The sequence below is a fragment of the Bacillus mobilis genome (assembly GCF_001884045.1).
Lineage (GTDB): Bacteria > Bacillota > Bacilli > Bacillales > Bacillaceae_G > Bacillus_A > Bacillus_A mobilis.
In genome coordinates this window covers 29,769-45,596 of the sequence record NZ_MACF01000104.1, presented here as the reverse complement: position 1 = coordinate 45,596, position 15,828 = coordinate 29,769, and the positions used below count along the sequence as shown (strand labels likewise).

The following is a 15,828-nucleotide window of genomic DNA, read 5'->3' as shown; positions in this document are numbered from 1 at the left end:
AATTTTCAAAACAAAAAACTTATTGCGGTGTATCCTCTAAAGTCCATGTTAATGATGTTTTATACTTTGTATCTTTTACTTTCGCAGTTGTACCTGGTACAGATAAACTAACACTCTTTGTTCCTTCAACATTGTCTTTACCGTAAGCTGTCGTCCATGTTCCCATACCTTTACCTGCTTCTGCAGTTGTTACTTCTTGTGTAGAACCATCTGGATTTAATGTTACTTCTGTTGCCGCTGGAGCGAATTTTTTATCTGCTGCAGAATTTACAAACGGATTACTTAACTTTAATTCTGCACCAGTTAATTCAGTCTCTGCAGCTTTAAATTGACCATTTTGTTTTACTGTTAGTTTCCATCCTTTATTCGTACCACGGTTATCTGTTACTTGTACAAAGTTTGGTACTTCTTTATTTCCATCTTTACCTTTTACTGTGTCTAATTTTGCAAAGTACACTTGATCACTACCAGAAATATTGTGTTTACCAAAATGGAAATTCGATACATAATCAATACTTAATGGACCTTGTGTTCCAATTTCATGATTATTATCCTCTGGATTTTCTGGGTCATCTGGATTTTTAGGATCCTTTGGATCTTTTGGATCATCTGGATTCCCTATCGTTGTTACTTCTTCTTCTGGGTCAATTGGGTTAATTGGGTTCGTAACATCACTATTCTCTGTGAATGTAACATCTGTTAAAGAATTCATTTTCCCAGCTTCTTCTGCGAATGCTGAAGTTCCCCCTGCTAAAGTTGATAGTGACACTGCACCTGCTAATGCTAATTTTGTTAGTTTCATAACTTACCTCCACTTTTTAAGTTAATTTGTTTATTTAATAGAAACTTTTGATTTCTATCTTCCCTATTATTATTTCTACCTAATGTTACTAGAATAGCTAAACCTATTAGTATGCTTACGAATCCTTTGCATTGAATCCCAAAAATTGAATAAGATCCTGTTCTCGGTAACTCTTTTTTGTTCATATGGTCATCAGATGTATTATCTATTAATATAGACCCATCTGGTATGATTGATTCAGGATCTATATTCGGTATATAACTATTTGAAAATGATATTCCTGCTTTTGAATTCATGCCACCTGCCAAAACAGTTTCGCAATATAAAAACGTTGTTAAACAAGTAAATGTAACATATATCAAAAATAAGCCTTTATTTCTCATTACATTCTCTCCTTTTTAAGTTTTATACCTAATTTATCTTAGATATAGCCTTTTTAAATAGGAGCATCTGTTAACGTCCACTGTAACTTACCTTTATACTTAGTTTTAGCTTTTACGTTTGGCCCCGGAGCCACTTGCAATCGAATCCCTTGATTTTGGTTCCAAGAAACATCATAATCATTATCGTCTTTTAAAGTGTGTGATAATACTTCAGTATTTTCCATACTTAACGTATGGTTGATACCTTTTTTATCTGTATAAACCATCGCACCAATTAGCTGATCACCATAACTAGATGTAAGTGGTTTTATTTCTTTTACACCTAAACGCCATTTTTGTTTTTTTGCCCTCGCATCTACTACTGTTACTTTTCCATCAATGAGAGAAGGAGCATATATCGTTGGTTTAGATGGCATAACTAAGTTATGAAAAGAAATTACTTTCGGGACATCTACTAGCTTCAAAGTTCCTTCTACAATTTTTATAGGCACTTTAACTTTTGCCTCTACTCCCTGCTTCGTTTTGATTATCGCTGTAACAGTATAATTACCCGGAGTATCCGTTTTTGGTATATCCTCTAATCGTACTACAGATATCGGTTTATCTATCTTCGCATTCGTGTCTACAGATAAATTTGTCACAAATTTTGAAATATCCATTTTAGATATATCAGTACCAACTTTAACAGTTTGAGGAACTGCTTCTCCTGTAGGAATACCTTTATACTTTATTTTTGTGATATCTTGATTACTCGTTTGTCCTTTTTTGTCACCATCTACATAGTTTTTAGCTACAACTGGAATTTCGAGATATCCATTTTTGTAATACTTCATGAAGTCAGTATTTTCTACAATTGAACCCGTCACTTTAATTCTGTAAAATTTATCATTGAATTGACTTGTCCCAATTACATTCGCTTTTGCTGTAGCAATAATTTTATTATTTTTTATTGTTACATCAAAAAATTTACTAACATCATTATGTTCTTCATCCGTTATCTCTACATTTTTAAGCTTAAAACTTTTATCTACTTCACTTTCAATAGATAACGATTTTGCATAATAAGATGTTGATGATTGAGAAGGTACATTCTGGTAAATATAATAAGTCATCTCCCGCGAATCATCTTCTGTCGTGTTACCCTCAACATCTGGTGCCGGCAACTCAACTTTAGAAATCGCATCACGATCATACTTCAAATACCCTACTGTTTTTTCTAAATTTAAGCGAACTGGTAACTCATCAATCTCATCAAATGTAATCGACATATTCGTATTTAATTTTTCTCCACCGACAGTACCAACAAAATTACTTGTGCTATTACCATTATCTTTATACGCGATAGCAGTTGTATCATACGTATATAAATTAGATAAATAGCTTCCATCTGTCCGTAAATCTATCGACTTATAACTATTTAATCTTTTAAAATTCCACATTGATGATACCCGTGTTTTATCCCCGGTTTTATGATTGATAAATTCGTAAGAAAGTTTTGCCACAGAGCCTTTAGAACCGTTATAATTCACCCTTAAAAAGTCATCTGCATCCCTTCTAGTCGTAGGCTTATATATCTTAATATAACCACTACTGATATCTAGAACATTAATACGTAAATCCATCCATGAACCATTATAAAATCCTACATTTTTTATCAATACGTAAGATTTTTTATTAGCATTGCCACTAGTGAATCTATAATATGTACTATACGTACGATCTTCCCCTGATACTTCATAACTTACGTCTGGACTCCACCTTAATTGAAATGCATATTTCCCTGAAATAGTAGGTCCCTCACCCGTTCTCTCATTGATTACTTTTACATTCGGGTATTTTAAAATACTTTGATAAGAGCCAGCAGCATACTCTGTCAAAGGAATATCCCTTTCCTCTTTTTTATCTGCCACCACTGGATTCTCTATATTTTTCCGATCTAGTTCCACTTGATGCACATTTCCATCTTCAATAGATTTATTTGTTTTTTCATCATAAATATTTTCATCCATTATGTATGGTGATTTTTCATTTGTATCCTCTTTTGTTTTTACTTCGTTATTCGCAATATCTTCAGATTCACTAAGGCCTTTTTGAGTGATTGAAATATCTTCTGACTCCTTAATCACAATTGGATTCTCATTAATAGCCTCAGTCTGCTCTACTAATGAGTTTTCCGCTTGTTCTATATGCTTCTTATCACTAGTTTCTTTAACATCATTTAAAACACTAATACCGATTTTATTTCTTTTCATCTCAGTATTTCCATTTTGACTCTTTGCTCCAAACTCAAAATCCCCAGATTTAGTCATTTTAGCTGCTATAAAAACTTTTCCTAAAGCATTGTTTGATTCCTTTTTTTCAATTCGAATCCTTGAATTCCCTACTACATTGATGGCATCGATCATTACATTTTCCATGTTCAGTTTCTTTGTAACTTCTTCACTGAAATCAGCACCATCTGGTAACAAAAATTCAATTATTCTCTCCTCACTATTTAAACTTTCAATAGTGACAATGACTTCTTCATTCACCTTTTTCGTATCCTTATCAATACTCATTGTAAACGCTGGTATATTTTTATCGACAATTGCATATGCAGTGCTTGAAAAAACATCGAGATTACTAAATTGAGTAAAAACAAGTCCGGTAACCAAATAAAATTTCCCAATTTTTACGATCTTATTTTTCAAAATCTTCCTCCTCTCTTTATTGTTTTAAAGAGATACCTAAATTCCAGTATTCGCCTGTTATACAATTCCTTAATTAAATTCTCCATACATATTCCTATTAAACACTTAACATTTCTTATTTTTCATATTTTTTAGATATCTCTTTTTAAAGAATCAATATAACTTTTTTAATCTCTTATCACATCGATCCTATACCTAGATTAACCATTATTTCCAAATACCGAAACGAAAAACTAACGTGCGTTTCCGCAAAACAAGTTGCGCTACAACGCAACTTTGATATTTCTCTCCATAAAAAATAGGTTTCTCTCCATTTTTTGTGGAGAGAAACCTATTTTTATCATTATTACTTTAATAAATTACAAATCAAGCGACGGAATCAACCATAATTCCTTCGCTTTTTGAACAGCTTCCATTCGAGAAGAAACTTTTAATTTATGGAATATATCCGTTAGTTTATACTCAACAGAACGCTGACTTAAATTCAAAATTTCAGCAAGTTCTTTATTTGTCTTCCCTTTACTCACTTCTATTAAAATTTGCTTTTCATCCTCGTTTAATGAAATTTGATTCGTAATTTCCCCATCTTTGTTCGTTATATTCGAAATCATGTCCTTTATTCTTAACTGCTGAACAAGTTGATGAGATAAAACCACTTCTTTTTTAACTGCATGACGGATCGAATTAATTACTTGTTCTTCAGATGATGTTTTACTTAATACCCCTAAAACACCATTTTCTATAAGTAAATTATAATGTGAAAATATATCAAATCCCGTAAAGATAAGAATTGATGCCTCTGGATGTAAATTTAAAATTTTCTTAGATAAATCTAAACCGTTAATATTAGGCATTTGTAAATCAATTAAGTACACATCATATTTTTCATCCTTAAGTAATTGTTCCACTTCTGTACCATCATGTACTACATCTACATTCATATCGTCATATTTTTCAATTAATGCCTTCGTCCCTAATCCTACTGCGACATGATCATCTACTACAAGTACTGAAATCATATTATCATCCTTTCAATCTCATCGTATGTATAGTTATCATAACATCTGATGACTATACGTAGCACATACTTAAAATTTAATGACTATTTGTAATCCCTGATTAGATTGGGATTCAACCGAAATTTCTCCATTTAGACTTTGAATTCTAGTTATAACTCCTGATAAACCTAGTGTGTTGTACGTTTGGTTTACTTTATTACATTCGACCCCAATTCCATTGTCTACATAAGTTAAATAAAGGTGCTCACCTTTTTGAAATAATCTTATTGTTACGTTTGATGCTTTCGAGTGTTTCATCGCGTTATTTAATAGCTCTTGTATAATTCGATAAATTGCTTGCTCATGCTCAACACTAGGTGCAACAATTCTTTCAGGAATATCATAATAAAAGAAAAATGTCGCTTTTAAATTAATCTGCTTAAATAAATTAAGTAACGCTTGTTTTAAACCTAGCTCATATAAGAATGGTGGTCTCAAATTATTACATGTTTCCCGAATTGTATATATATGATCCAATAGTTCATCTTGAATTTCATCCAGTATTTTTTTCATTTCTTCATCTTGAACACAAGCATTATAACCCTCAAATTTTCTAGACAAACGTATTTGATCCTGTAACACCCCATCATGTATGTCACTCGCAAGATTCGTTCTCTCTTTTTCAGATAGTTTGAACATAAGTCTTGCCAACCACATTGGTGGTTTCTCAAAATCATTTACTTCTTGTAATTGTTTTAGTAAATCCTCAATTTGATTAGAACATTCTAATAGTAAATCTGTATAATTACATAACGTTTCAATCCAAACCATGTCATCTACATTTAAGTTATCTTTTCCGTTATGATTGCATACTAAAATAATCATTTTTTCTCCCGAAATAGAAAGAACAAAACCAAAATGTTTATTTAATTGTATAATAGAGCCGACCTTATATGTGTCCAATTGATGATTAAATAAGGTCTCTAGTGTCCTTTGCGGAACATATTCACTCTCTAAAACACGAATAGAATGTTCTCGCTTATTTATTTCTACACAGCATGTCTCTTCAATTTTTAACATATCAGACATTTCTCTTCTTAGACTATAAATAAGGTTAGACAATTTGTATTCATTCTTCGCTTGGTGTAAAAAACGGTGTAAACTAAATTGATAATTTTTTTGATAATGATATAAACTTTTTCTTAGCTTAAAATCTATATAATCTTTAATGTATAAAAAACAAATACAAACTATAATAGAAATAATTCTAAATTTTACCCACTTTAATAAATGCCCTTTACCGTCTTCAAAAATAACCATACCTAATACTGCACAGAATATATTAACACCTACAGCTAAAACAATATAATACGGTAGTCGCTGAATAATAAATTTAAAATTAAACAATTTCCCTGCAATTACCGAGTAGAAAATACAAACCGGAACAAACAAGAAAAATATTCCTGTTGTTTCACTGCTTATAAACTCTTCTCCATAAAATAAATTTGGAATAAAATATAAACAAACAAATGGGAGTGCCGAAACTACAAAACTAATAATAATCATTTTTAAATATTTAAAATAGCTACTATTTCCACTTCTAAAATAAAACTGCACTAATAGGTACACTGTAAACCCAAATAGTATAGTGCTCAAAGTAATTGTAAACAAATTAGACCATTCATTATATTTTATATACACAAAAATACTTAACAAAATAAGAAATACTGACATTACATTTAAAGTCTGTAATTGCTTAGATTGTAAAAATTTGATTTGATTATTTGAAAAATATAATTTCATAAATCGAATAAAGAAAGTAAATGAGCACACTAGTGCAATGGAAACCATAACGAAAGATAAAGTATCTTTTCTTTGAACAGCTATAATACTAATAAAACTAATACCAAGTGAAATTAAAAAATATACTAGATCATTTGTACTACGATTCATTACAGGAACAAACATTAAAAGATATAATGCCATCAGAAAACATACAAGATAAAATCCAATAGGAATGATAAGGTGATAAAATACTTGCTTACTATAAGGCGAATAATCTATCTCGTACTCTTTTATTTCTCCATTCCTATCCAAAGTTATTTTTTTTACCTGTTCAATTGAATGATACGCTGAAACTGTAAAATGTTTAGATGGTGGTTCACCATTAATCTCCATTATGATATCTCCTATTTGGAAATCTCTTTTCCCTGCCCAACTATATTTTGACAGATTACATATAATATATTGGTTAGAGGTATACTTTACAGATATTCCTGTTTCAGGATATTCTTTTATTAAATAAGCGAAATAACCACTAACTAGAAGTGAAAGCAATAGAATTAAAAACTGTAACTTGGATTTCCACATTTTTATTATCATTACATACCCCCTTTTTCTAAATACAGCCATTTCATCTATGTATATTTTCCATTCTGCAATATGGATGGAAATACGCATCTTGCAATATAAAAAATAAACAGATAAGCTCCACTTCTAATAAGAAGTAGAGCTCTATAAAAATAAATATTCAATTTCATTAGATTAGGAAGAAGATTATAACATAAAGTAAGAAAAAATCGTAAAAAACTATTATATTCTATATATTAAATTAATATAATATCACTCTATTATCATTCGATTGGTGCATTAAATAATACTCATTATTCTTCTTATAAATCTCAATACCTTTTGTAAGTATCTTTACATTATTTATATAAATAGCAGAATCATTTACCCAAACATTGTCAACCAATTGCGCTCCTTGATAAAAAAAGTCAGTTTCTATCATCATATGAAGTGCATGTTTCGCTAATATTTCCGTTCTAAAACTATTTAAATCTATAAGAATATTCATTTATTCTAACCTCTTTCATTTACATTTATTCATTTTGTCATTAGTAAATAAATTATATGTAAGATTAGCAATTATTTCACCGAAGAACTAATGCGCTCTCACGAAATAGATGAATATTCATCGTAAGAAAGTATATCAATTAATAATTATATATAAATGTAATTCCTTATTTTTTACTGTTATGTTTCATTTTCAAAATTACATTTTAATTATTTTCATATGAATTCCCTTACCATTTTAAAAATTATAATTTTCTTCATTAAATAGTAGCGAAAATAAAAGACGCTTCACCGCAATACAAATTCGTGTAACCGAAAACAGAAAGTTTCATTTCAATTTTATACGCATAAAAAAGACGCCCCTATCAAGGGGCGTCTTCCACTATTACGCTTGTTGTTGCGCGTTATATAAATCTTCAAGTGGCTTCATGATAATTTTGTTAACGTCAGTGATAACGATGTTTAGGCGTTGCTCAGTTTCCATTAACTTTGTGATTTTAGCATCTTGTTGAATGCGAGCTACAACTTCTTGTGCTTTTTGGTTATCTTCTTCAGTGATTTCTTGACCTTGCATCATTTTTTGTTGTAGGCCAAGTTGCATTGTACGGAACTCATCGAATAAGTTCTTTGAAGCTGCGTCACCTTGTACTGCTGCGTAGCTTGCTTTTAATGTTTGGAAATCTTCGTTTTCAGCGATTGCTTTTTGTAATTCATATGCAACATCATGAATGTTTTTTGTCATTTTATTTTTCCTCCTTTAGAAGGCTAGCGCTTTTCGCTCGCACTGCCTTTTAAGTGCGTTTACATACGCACCTCTTCTTACCATATCAAACTATGCAAGAGATGTGAAGAAATTTCACTTTTATTTCTATGTACTCTTCTTATTATTTAAGAAACAACAGTAACAGTCCTTGCACGAGTCCGATCATCCCGCCTAATAAGGCACCTAAATACGTAATCATTTTCAGTTCATTTTTTGTAATGGATAGAACTAAATCTTCTAGTCTCTCTGTTGAAAATGTGGATACTTCTTGCTGCACAATTTCCGCAAGATGGAGATTTTTTAATATACTCGCTACGTTTTTTGTTCCCCACTTCAAGCCTTTCGTTACTGCGCTCGGGACTACCTTTTCCTTGATTGTTTCTCGAACTGGCTCACATACTTGCTGCACAGATTGGTTTAAAAACTTACTCACTGTTTCCTCCACTTTAACTGCTGACAATATGGAGCTTACAATCATTTCTTTTTCTACAAACGTTTCTACTTCTTTTACATCTCTTCCTTTTAACTTCTCCCACTCTTTTTGCAGTACATCAGTTAAAAGCTGTTTTGTGCCATCTTGCCCTAAAAACTTAATAACTTCTGGCTGCACACGATCCACTACACTTACATTCCCTAAAAACATTCCGACTAAGTTAAGCAGCGTTCCCCTAGAAGCAAAGAAATCATCAATCATTTTTGAAAGACGAGCTTTTCCTTCTTCGCTTTCAAAAAATTGAGTTGCTCGACCTAAAATAAAAGCCGAGACATTTGGGATCGCATTCTCAATTTTTTCATGAACAGAATGAGGTAAAGCTTGTTCCCATGTATATGTATAGTACTCTTCTAAAAATGCCTGAATCTTTTCTGTAATCACATGCTCGATTTTCTCAGTTGCTTCTTTTTCTACATGCGCTACGTTCCATTTTTCTAACATTTGTCGCAGTGATTGTTCATTCGTCATTACTTTATCCACTTCTACTTGCGTCCAATGAATTAAACCTTTTTGAAACTCTTCATTTGTTAGCTTCTTTCCGATTCCTTCTGGCGTTAACAAATGCTCGACAACCATTTTTCCTAATTGAACAGCAAGCTCATCGCGGCGCTTCGGAATTAATCCTGGTGTAAATGGAACTTGAAACTTCCCAATATAAATAGGGCGATGCGGACGAAATAACATTTTTATCGCTAAATGATTTGTGAATCCCCCAATAATTGCTCCGAGCCCTGTCGTCGTTAACATACTTAACCATATATTCATTACAATCAACCTTTCGCTTCTCCAAAACTATAGCATATCATCATACGGACAAAAGTATAATGGTATAAAAACGTATTTGCAATATATAGCTTCGGCTATTGTGCCAACATTTTGTTAGTAAAGGAGTGATTTCGTTGGTTCTCGGTATTTTAACTTCTCACCCTCATTATGAGCAAACGTATTACACCGAAATCGCTAAACGCGCTCGGCTTTATCATAATGTCGTTGCCCAGTTTACGCCATTTGGTATTGATCCTAAAACAGATCTTATTTCTGGTCTGATTTATGATACTGATACAGGAAAATGGAAAGAGCAAACATTCCCTATTCCTTCTTATATATACGATCGTTCTTCTTTTAACGAGGAAACAGACTTCGAAAAAGCCAAGTCAATTATTCACTCATTACACAATCGTCCTACCACTACCTTTTTAAATAACACACTTATTGACTTAAGCGAACTACATGATGTATTTCTCACCAATAAAAAATTATCTCCTTATATACCAAAATTTGAAATAGCAACAATCCAAAACATTTTCAAACTGTTATTAAAAACAAAAGATATTATTATACGTCCTACTCATACACATTCCAATGAAAGTCTGTACCGGATTGCTTACAAAAATAAAACATTTCATATCGATACGATAAATGATGACTATCATACTTCTACTCCAATCAAGCGGACAGATGAATTTATATCTTGGTACAAATCTAATATACGATCAGCACGTTACATCACCCACACTATGCTGCAGCCACCAAATCAATTAACATACCCACTCCATATTCGGACCATTTTGCAAAAAAATAAAGAACAGAAGTGGAATGCTATCGGCCAATTTATACAAAAAAGCTCATTTCCGAATCAACTTTTACTTTCGGCAACGGATGATTCCTCACTGCATTCATTTTCAAAAATTAAATACGTACTATCTAGTACCGGTGTTCAACTATTACAAGACGCTTTACAAGACATTATAAATGAAGTGTTTCAAACATTAGATCAATCTTATTCTTCGTTATTCGAGCTAGAGCTTTCCACCATTATGGATCAAAAAGGGGCAATTTGGCTTATGTATGTCAACACGATTCCCCCGTATGAACATTACATTCGTCATAGTGATTCATTAGCCGAAAAAATATATCACGGACCATTAAAGTTTAGTCGCTTCACACCATAATGAAAGGGGGTAAACCCATTTTGAAAGAGCACATATATACGTTAAATATTTCAGATGAGCATCCAAATAGCATTACTTTACCTTATATTTTTTCCATTACACCACCCATTACATCTCTTTCCTTCGGCGTACGCCATGTTGCAAGTGAAGAGGTAAAAATTCATTATTCCTTTACTCGTGAAATCATTATCGGACAACAAATTGCAGAGAAACTTTTGCTTCCTCATTCCACTACTATCCATGCATTCACGCAAAATGAAACAATTATTTTCGGACCATTAATCGGGATTTTCACAACTGGTTTTAACGATGACTCTTCTAACCCTTTAGGAAACCGTTCAACTTCTCTTGGCGAGTTACTAACGCCGCCATTCACCTTGCGACCATTTGTATTCGTTTTTGGTGTGCAACATATAGACTGGGAAGATGAAACAATTGAAGGCTATTTTTTTCAAGAGGAACAATGGATCAAGAAAAAAGTACCTTTCCCGAATGTCATTTATGACCGCTTACCAAATCGGAAAGCCGAAAATTATAAACCAATTGTAAGAGCAAAAAGAAAATTAGAGCATGACTATGCGATTCCATGGTTTAATCCAGGATTTTTTAATAAATGGGAAGTGCATCAACTTCTTATGAAAGATGAGTCCATTATGCCATTCTTACCGAACACAGAAACATTTCAACACTTCGAACAAGTAGAGCGGTTTCTCGGTACGTATAAATCGATTTACATGAAACCAATTCACGGCAGCTTCGGGAGAAATATTCACCAACTATTTTATTCTCAAGCAGAGAATTGCTACTACTGTCGTTATCGCGAAAATGAAGAAAACAAACTCAGAAAGTATCAATCATTAGAAACGCTTCTGAACCATGTATTAAAAGGACATGATTTAAAAAAGTTTATCGTACAACAAGGTATTTCCTTACTTCGCTTCGATGGGCAACCGGTTGATTTCCGCATTCATACAAATAAAAATCATTTCGGTCAATGGATTGTCAGTGCAATCGTTGCAAAAATTGCTGGCAAAGGTAGCTTAACAACACATGTAAATAGCGGTGGCGATACAAAATTACTACAAGAACTTTTTCCTGATTCAACGAAACAAGTTCAAATTGAAAATAAATTAAAACAAACTGCCTTACAAATCAGTTACGCGCTTGATGAACAAGTAATCGGAAATATTGGAGAAATTGGTTTTGATATCGGTTTAGACACGCAGGAAAACCCGTGGCTCTTTGAAGCAAACTCTAAACCCGGGCGAACTGTATTCCAAGATGAAAAGTTAAAAGAACAAAGTGAACTGACGCGCCAATTATTTTACGAATATGCCATCTACTTAACTGAACATTCTTTGCGCGATGCAAAAGAAAAAATGTCTCAAATAAAATCAGAGGCTCCCTCAAACACCGAACATATCCCTTCCCCTATGATTCACTCACAAATACGAAAACAAAAACTTCCACCTCATTCATAAGGTGGAAGTTTTCTATTTACACAAGTTTTACTACAACTTCTGTTTCCACATTACATATCCCGCAATAAAAAACATGATTGCAATACTCTTGTGAATTACTATGCGTTAAACCATCTACTGCACTTAATAATTCTTGATCCATATACGCACTATAATCGTCTATGTAATCTACAGTTTTCCCATAATCTTGGAGTATACCTTCGCAATTTTGACAAGAATATGTTTGTGATTCTAATGCGTTGCAAAGCGGGCAAATTCCCATCACGATTCCTCCATACGTTATCATTTACAAGTTAATTGAAGAGAACATCTAGCCGTGCATAGGAGCATTTTGTTCCACTCCTATTCAAAATAGAACTATAAAGTTAATGATTTGCCCCACAATAGCGGGATACAAACAAAAAACATATTTCAAATCGCTCTTAGTTTAGCCTTCTTTCTAAAAAATACAACGATTACTCTTATTTCATACTTTACGAAATCACTAATATTTTTTTACAAAATTTACAAATTATTATTTCGTATATCTTTCTAGGTAACATCCATACTATGAGTACAAACTTAATTACCGATGGATTAGCGCCAAACGGGGCGATAATCTGGTTCAAATCCAGCTAATCCAACCAAAAAAAATTTTTATAACTCTAAGGAGGATATATTCCTATGGCAAACCAAAATTCTTCAAATCAATTAGTAGTACCAGGAGCAACAGCAGCAATCGACCAAATGAAGTACGAAATCGCTCAAGAATTTGGTGTACAATTAGGAGCAGATTCTACGGCTCGTGCTAACGGTTCAGTTGGTGGAGAAATTACAAAACGTCTAGTTGCAATGGCTGAGCAAAGCCTTGGCGGATTCCAAAAATAAATATATATGGCAAAAAGGTCTCAAGGCATATGCCTTGAGACCTTCCTTCATTTATTGCAACATTTGTAAAAACTTCTTCGTGCGTTCTTCTTTTGGATTTGTAAATACATCTTCTGGTGTGCCTTGTTCGACAACGACACCGCCATCCATGAAAATAACACGGTTCGCAATTTGATGTGCAAAGCGCATTTCGTGCGTTACAATCACCATCGTCATGCCCTCTTTCGCAAGTTCTTTCATTACTTTCAGAACTTCTTGAACGAGTTCAGGATCAAGCGCTGACGTTGGCTCATCAAATAGTAACACTTCCGGCTCCATCGCAAGCGCGCGAGCAATTCCAACGCGCTGTTGTTGTCCGCCTGATAATTGGAACGGATATAAGTCTACTTTATCCGCAAGACCAACTTTTTCAAGGAAATAGTTTGCTTTCTTCTTCGCATCTTCTTTCCCCATCTTTTTCACTGTAACGAGCCCTTCCATGACATTTTGAAGTGCTGTTAAATGTGGAAATAAGTTATGGTGCTGGAAGACCATACCTGTTTGCGTACGAAGGTTAACAATATCTTTCTTCGATACTTTTTGAGAGAAATCGAGCTCTTTATTACCGATACGAATATTACCAGCGTTCGGTGTTTCTAACACATTGAGACAACGCAGGAATGTCGTTTTACCAGATCCAGATGGTCCGATAATAACAACAACTTCCCCCTTCTCAACTGATAAATCTATATGCTTTAGTACGGTATTATCTCCGAAACTTTTTTGTAAATGTTGAATTGAAATCATAAAAACAAAAACTCCTTTTATGAAAGGGTTATTTTAGAGTGTAACGTTCTGAACGTTTTTCTAATATTTGTTGCACGATAGATAATAAGAAGCAAATTACCCAATAAATAAGACCTGCTTCGAAATAAACAATTAAAAACTCGTAGTTCATTGCCGCAATTTCCTGCGCTTTTCGGAACATTTCTGTTACTAAAATTAACGATGCTAATGAAGTATCCTTCACTAAACTAATAAATGTATTCGAAAGCGGCGGGATAGATACGCGCGTCGCCTGCGGTAAAATAACACGTTTTAGCGCTTGCGGATATGTCATTCCAATTGTGTAAGCTGCTTCCCACTGCCCTTTCGGAATGGAAAGGATAGAAGCACGAATAATTTCAGATGCATATGCACCGACATTTAATGAAAATCCAATAACTGCTGCTGTATATGGCTCAACTTCAATATTAAGAGTTGGAAGACCATAGAAAATAATAAATAATTGTACAAGAAGTGGCGTTCCGCGAATGATAGATACATAGATACGAGCAATCCATTGTAAAATACGACTACCTGAAATACGTGCAAGCGCCGTTAACGTCGCAAGTATAATCCCGATAATAAATGTAATAAGCGTTAATGGAATTGTCGTAAACACAGCTTCCTTCAGCATAGGCATGAAGGAAGACTGCATAATATCTATCCAAGTAGACAATCGATCTGAAACCAACGCACTACTTAGATACATTTTCGCCGAACCATTTTTTCGCTATTTTGTCATACGTACCGTCTTTTTTCATATCTTCTAACGCTTTATCTACTTCTTGTACTAGCTTATCGCTACCTTTACGGAATAGGAACCCACTTTGTGAAGCTTCTTTTTCTGTATCTACAATTTTAATTTTTGCATCTTTTTTCGTTTCTAAATAGTTTAATACTGATAATTTATCATTGATTGTGAAATCAGCGCGGCCAGAACTTAATAATTCTGCTGCTTGGCTAAACCCTTCTACACCAATAATTTCCGCACCATTTTTCTTAGCGATATCTGCATAGTTACTTGTTAAAGATTGTGCTCCTTTTAATCCTTTTACATCAGCAAATGTAGCAGGCTTATCTTTATCCTTCGCAATAACTAATGCCGCTGAAGATGAAACGTATGGGCTAGAGAAATCATATTTCTTTTGACGGTCTTCACGAATACCAACTTCATTCGCAACCATGTCGAAACGCTTCGCATCTAAACCAGCAAGTAAGCTATCCCATTGTGTTTCTTTAAATACAGGTTTTACACCTAAACGTTTTGCAACTTCTTCTGATAGTTCAACGTCAAATCCAGTTAATTTATTGCTTGAATCATGGAATGTGAACGGTGCGTATGTACCTTCTGTTCCAATTATAAGTTCACCGCTTTGTTTTATCTTTTGTAACGCGTCTTGACTAGCTGTATCTTTTTTCTCTTCTTTACCGCAGCCCGCTACAATCCCGATCGCTAATGTAGTTACTGCAAGTACTGAAAATAATTTTTTCATGATGGTAATCCTCCAAGTATTCTGATAGGAATTTAAAAACTATATTGATTGTATGCAATCTTGAACAATTTTTCAATGAAAATGTTCTTATTTAGTTTATCCTTTTTCTTCATAATCAAACAAAAGGGGAAAATAACGCTACATACAAAAAATAAGTAACATTTTTTAATATAGCATTTATAAAGAAAAAGGTAAAACAATACTTCTTATTTAACTGCCCTGATTCACTAAAAAAAGAACTTGTGA

The 15,828-nt window shown here is 33.2% G+C and carries 15 protein-coding genes; 3 read left to right on the top strand and 12 right to left on the bottom strand.

What is annotated here, in order from left to right; genetic code table 11:
• Nucleotides 1-19: 19 nt before the first annotated feature.
• From BAQ44_RS17750 to BAQ44_RS17715, 8 genes are all read right to left on the bottom strand, one after another.
• Complete coding sequence (locus BAQ44_RS17750; RefSeq protein ID WP_071722677.1) at nt 20-802, bottom strand: WxL domain-containing protein; 783 nt, start codon at nt 800-802, stop codon at nt 20-22.
• The gene (locus BAQ44_RS17745; RefSeq protein ID WP_071722675.1) at nt 799-1,185 is read right to left on the bottom strand and encodes a cell wall anchor protein; all 387 of its coding nucleotides are present in this window, start codon (nt 1,183-1,185) and stop codon (nt 799-801) included. The genes BAQ44_RS17750 and BAQ44_RS17745 overlap by 4 nt, the downstream gene beginning before the upstream one ends.
• A 53-nt stretch (nt 1,186-1,238) precedes the next feature.
• A complete protein-coding gene (locus BAQ44_RS17740; protein ID WP_071722673.1) occupies nt 1,239-3,875 on the bottom strand; it encodes an adhesive domain-containing protein in 2,637 nt (878 codons plus the stop codon).
• A 359-nt stretch (nt 3,876-4,234) separates the two neighbouring features.
• Complete coding sequence (locus tag BAQ44_RS17735) at nt 4,235-4,894, bottom strand: response regulator transcription factor (protein ID WP_071722671.1); 660 nt, start codon at nt 4,892-4,894, stop codon at nt 4,235-4,237.
• Between the two features lie 69 nt (nt 4,895-4,963).
• Nucleotides 4,964-7,255 (bottom strand): sensor histidine kinase, encoded by a 2,292-nt coding sequence (locus BAQ44_RS17730; RefSeq protein ID WP_071722669.1) that lies wholly within the window; start codon nt 7,253-7,255, stop codon nt 4,964-4,966.
• Between the two features lie 229 nt (nt 7,256-7,484).
• Nucleotides 7,485-7,730 carry a hypothetical protein gene (locus BAQ44_RS17725; protein ID WP_071722667.1) on the bottom strand — a complete coding sequence of 82 codons (246 nt, stop codon included), beginning with the start codon at nt 7,728-7,730 and terminating at the stop codon, nt 7,485-7,487.
• Nucleotides 7,731-8,114: 384 nt separating this feature from the next.
• Nucleotides 8,115-8,471, bottom strand: coding sequence for a YlbF/YmcA family competence regulator (locus BAQ44_RS17720; protein ID WP_048525099.1), 357 nt, complete (start codon nt 8,469-8,471; stop codon nt 8,115-8,117).
• A gap of 142 nt (nt 8,472-8,613) precedes the next feature.
• Nucleotides 8,614-9,750, bottom strand: coding sequence for a DUF445 domain-containing protein (locus BAQ44_RS17715; protein ID WP_063263542.1), 1,137 nt, complete (start codon nt 9,748-9,750; stop codon nt 8,614-8,616).
• Nucleotides 9,751-9,884: 134 nt separating this feature from the next.
• Here BAQ44_RS17715 and BAQ44_RS17710 point away from each other — a divergent pair, with 134 nt between their 5' ends.
• Together BAQ44_RS17710 and BAQ44_RS17705 are read left to right on the top strand one after the other, a co-directional pair.
• Entirely contained in the window at nt 9,885-10,937 is a 1,053-nt protein-coding gene (locus BAQ44_RS17710) for a YheC/YheD family protein (RefSeq protein ID WP_071722665.1), read from the top strand.
• A gap of 20 nt (nt 10,938-10,957) precedes the next feature.
• Nucleotides 10,958-12,418, top strand: coding sequence for a YheC/YheD family endospore coat-associated protein (locus tag BAQ44_RS17705; RefSeq protein ID WP_071722663.1), 1,461 nt, complete (start codon nt 10,958-10,960; stop codon nt 12,416-12,418).
• A gap of 16 nt (nt 12,419-12,434) precedes the next feature.
• On the opposite strand, the gene BAQ44_RS17700 is transcribed toward BAQ44_RS17705, so the two are convergent.
• Nucleotides 12,435-12,680: a hypothetical protein gene (locus BAQ44_RS17700; RefSeq protein ID WP_061677876.1), complete on the bottom strand. Its 246-nt coding sequence runs from the start codon at nt 12,678-12,680 to the stop codon at nt 12,435-12,437.
• Between the two features lie 401 nt (nt 12,681-13,081).
• Here BAQ44_RS17700 and sasP point away from each other — a divergent pair, with 401 nt between their 5' ends.
• Complete coding sequence (sasP, locus tag BAQ44_RS17695; RefSeq protein ID WP_000013339.1) at nt 13,082-13,285, top strand: small acid-soluble spore protein, SasP family; 204 nt, start codon at nt 13,082-13,084, stop codon at nt 13,283-13,285.
• Between the two features lie 51 nt (nt 13,286-13,336).
• Here sasP and BAQ44_RS17690 read toward each other — a convergent pair whose 3' ends face one another.
• From BAQ44_RS17690 to BAQ44_RS17680, 3 genes are read right to left on the bottom strand one after another with little or no spacing between them, the layout of a single operon-like run.
• Nucleotides 13,337-14,071, bottom strand: coding sequence for an amino acid ABC transporter ATP-binding protein (locus BAQ44_RS17690; protein WP_061677875.1), 735 nt, complete (start codon nt 14,069-14,071; stop codon nt 13,337-13,339).
• 28 nt (nt 14,072-14,099) lie between these two features.
• Nucleotides 14,100-14,798, bottom strand: coding sequence for an amino acid ABC transporter permease (locus BAQ44_RS17685; protein ID WP_033655982.1), 699 nt, complete (start codon nt 14,796-14,798; stop codon nt 14,100-14,102).
• A complete protein-coding gene (locus BAQ44_RS17680) occupies nt 14,785-15,582 on the bottom strand; it encodes an amino acid ABC transporter substrate-binding protein (RefSeq protein ID WP_071722661.1) in 798 nt (265 codons plus the stop codon). The genes BAQ44_RS17685 and BAQ44_RS17680 overlap by 14 nt, the downstream gene beginning before the upstream one ends.
• Between the last annotated feature and the right edge of the window lie 246 nt (nt 15,583-15,828).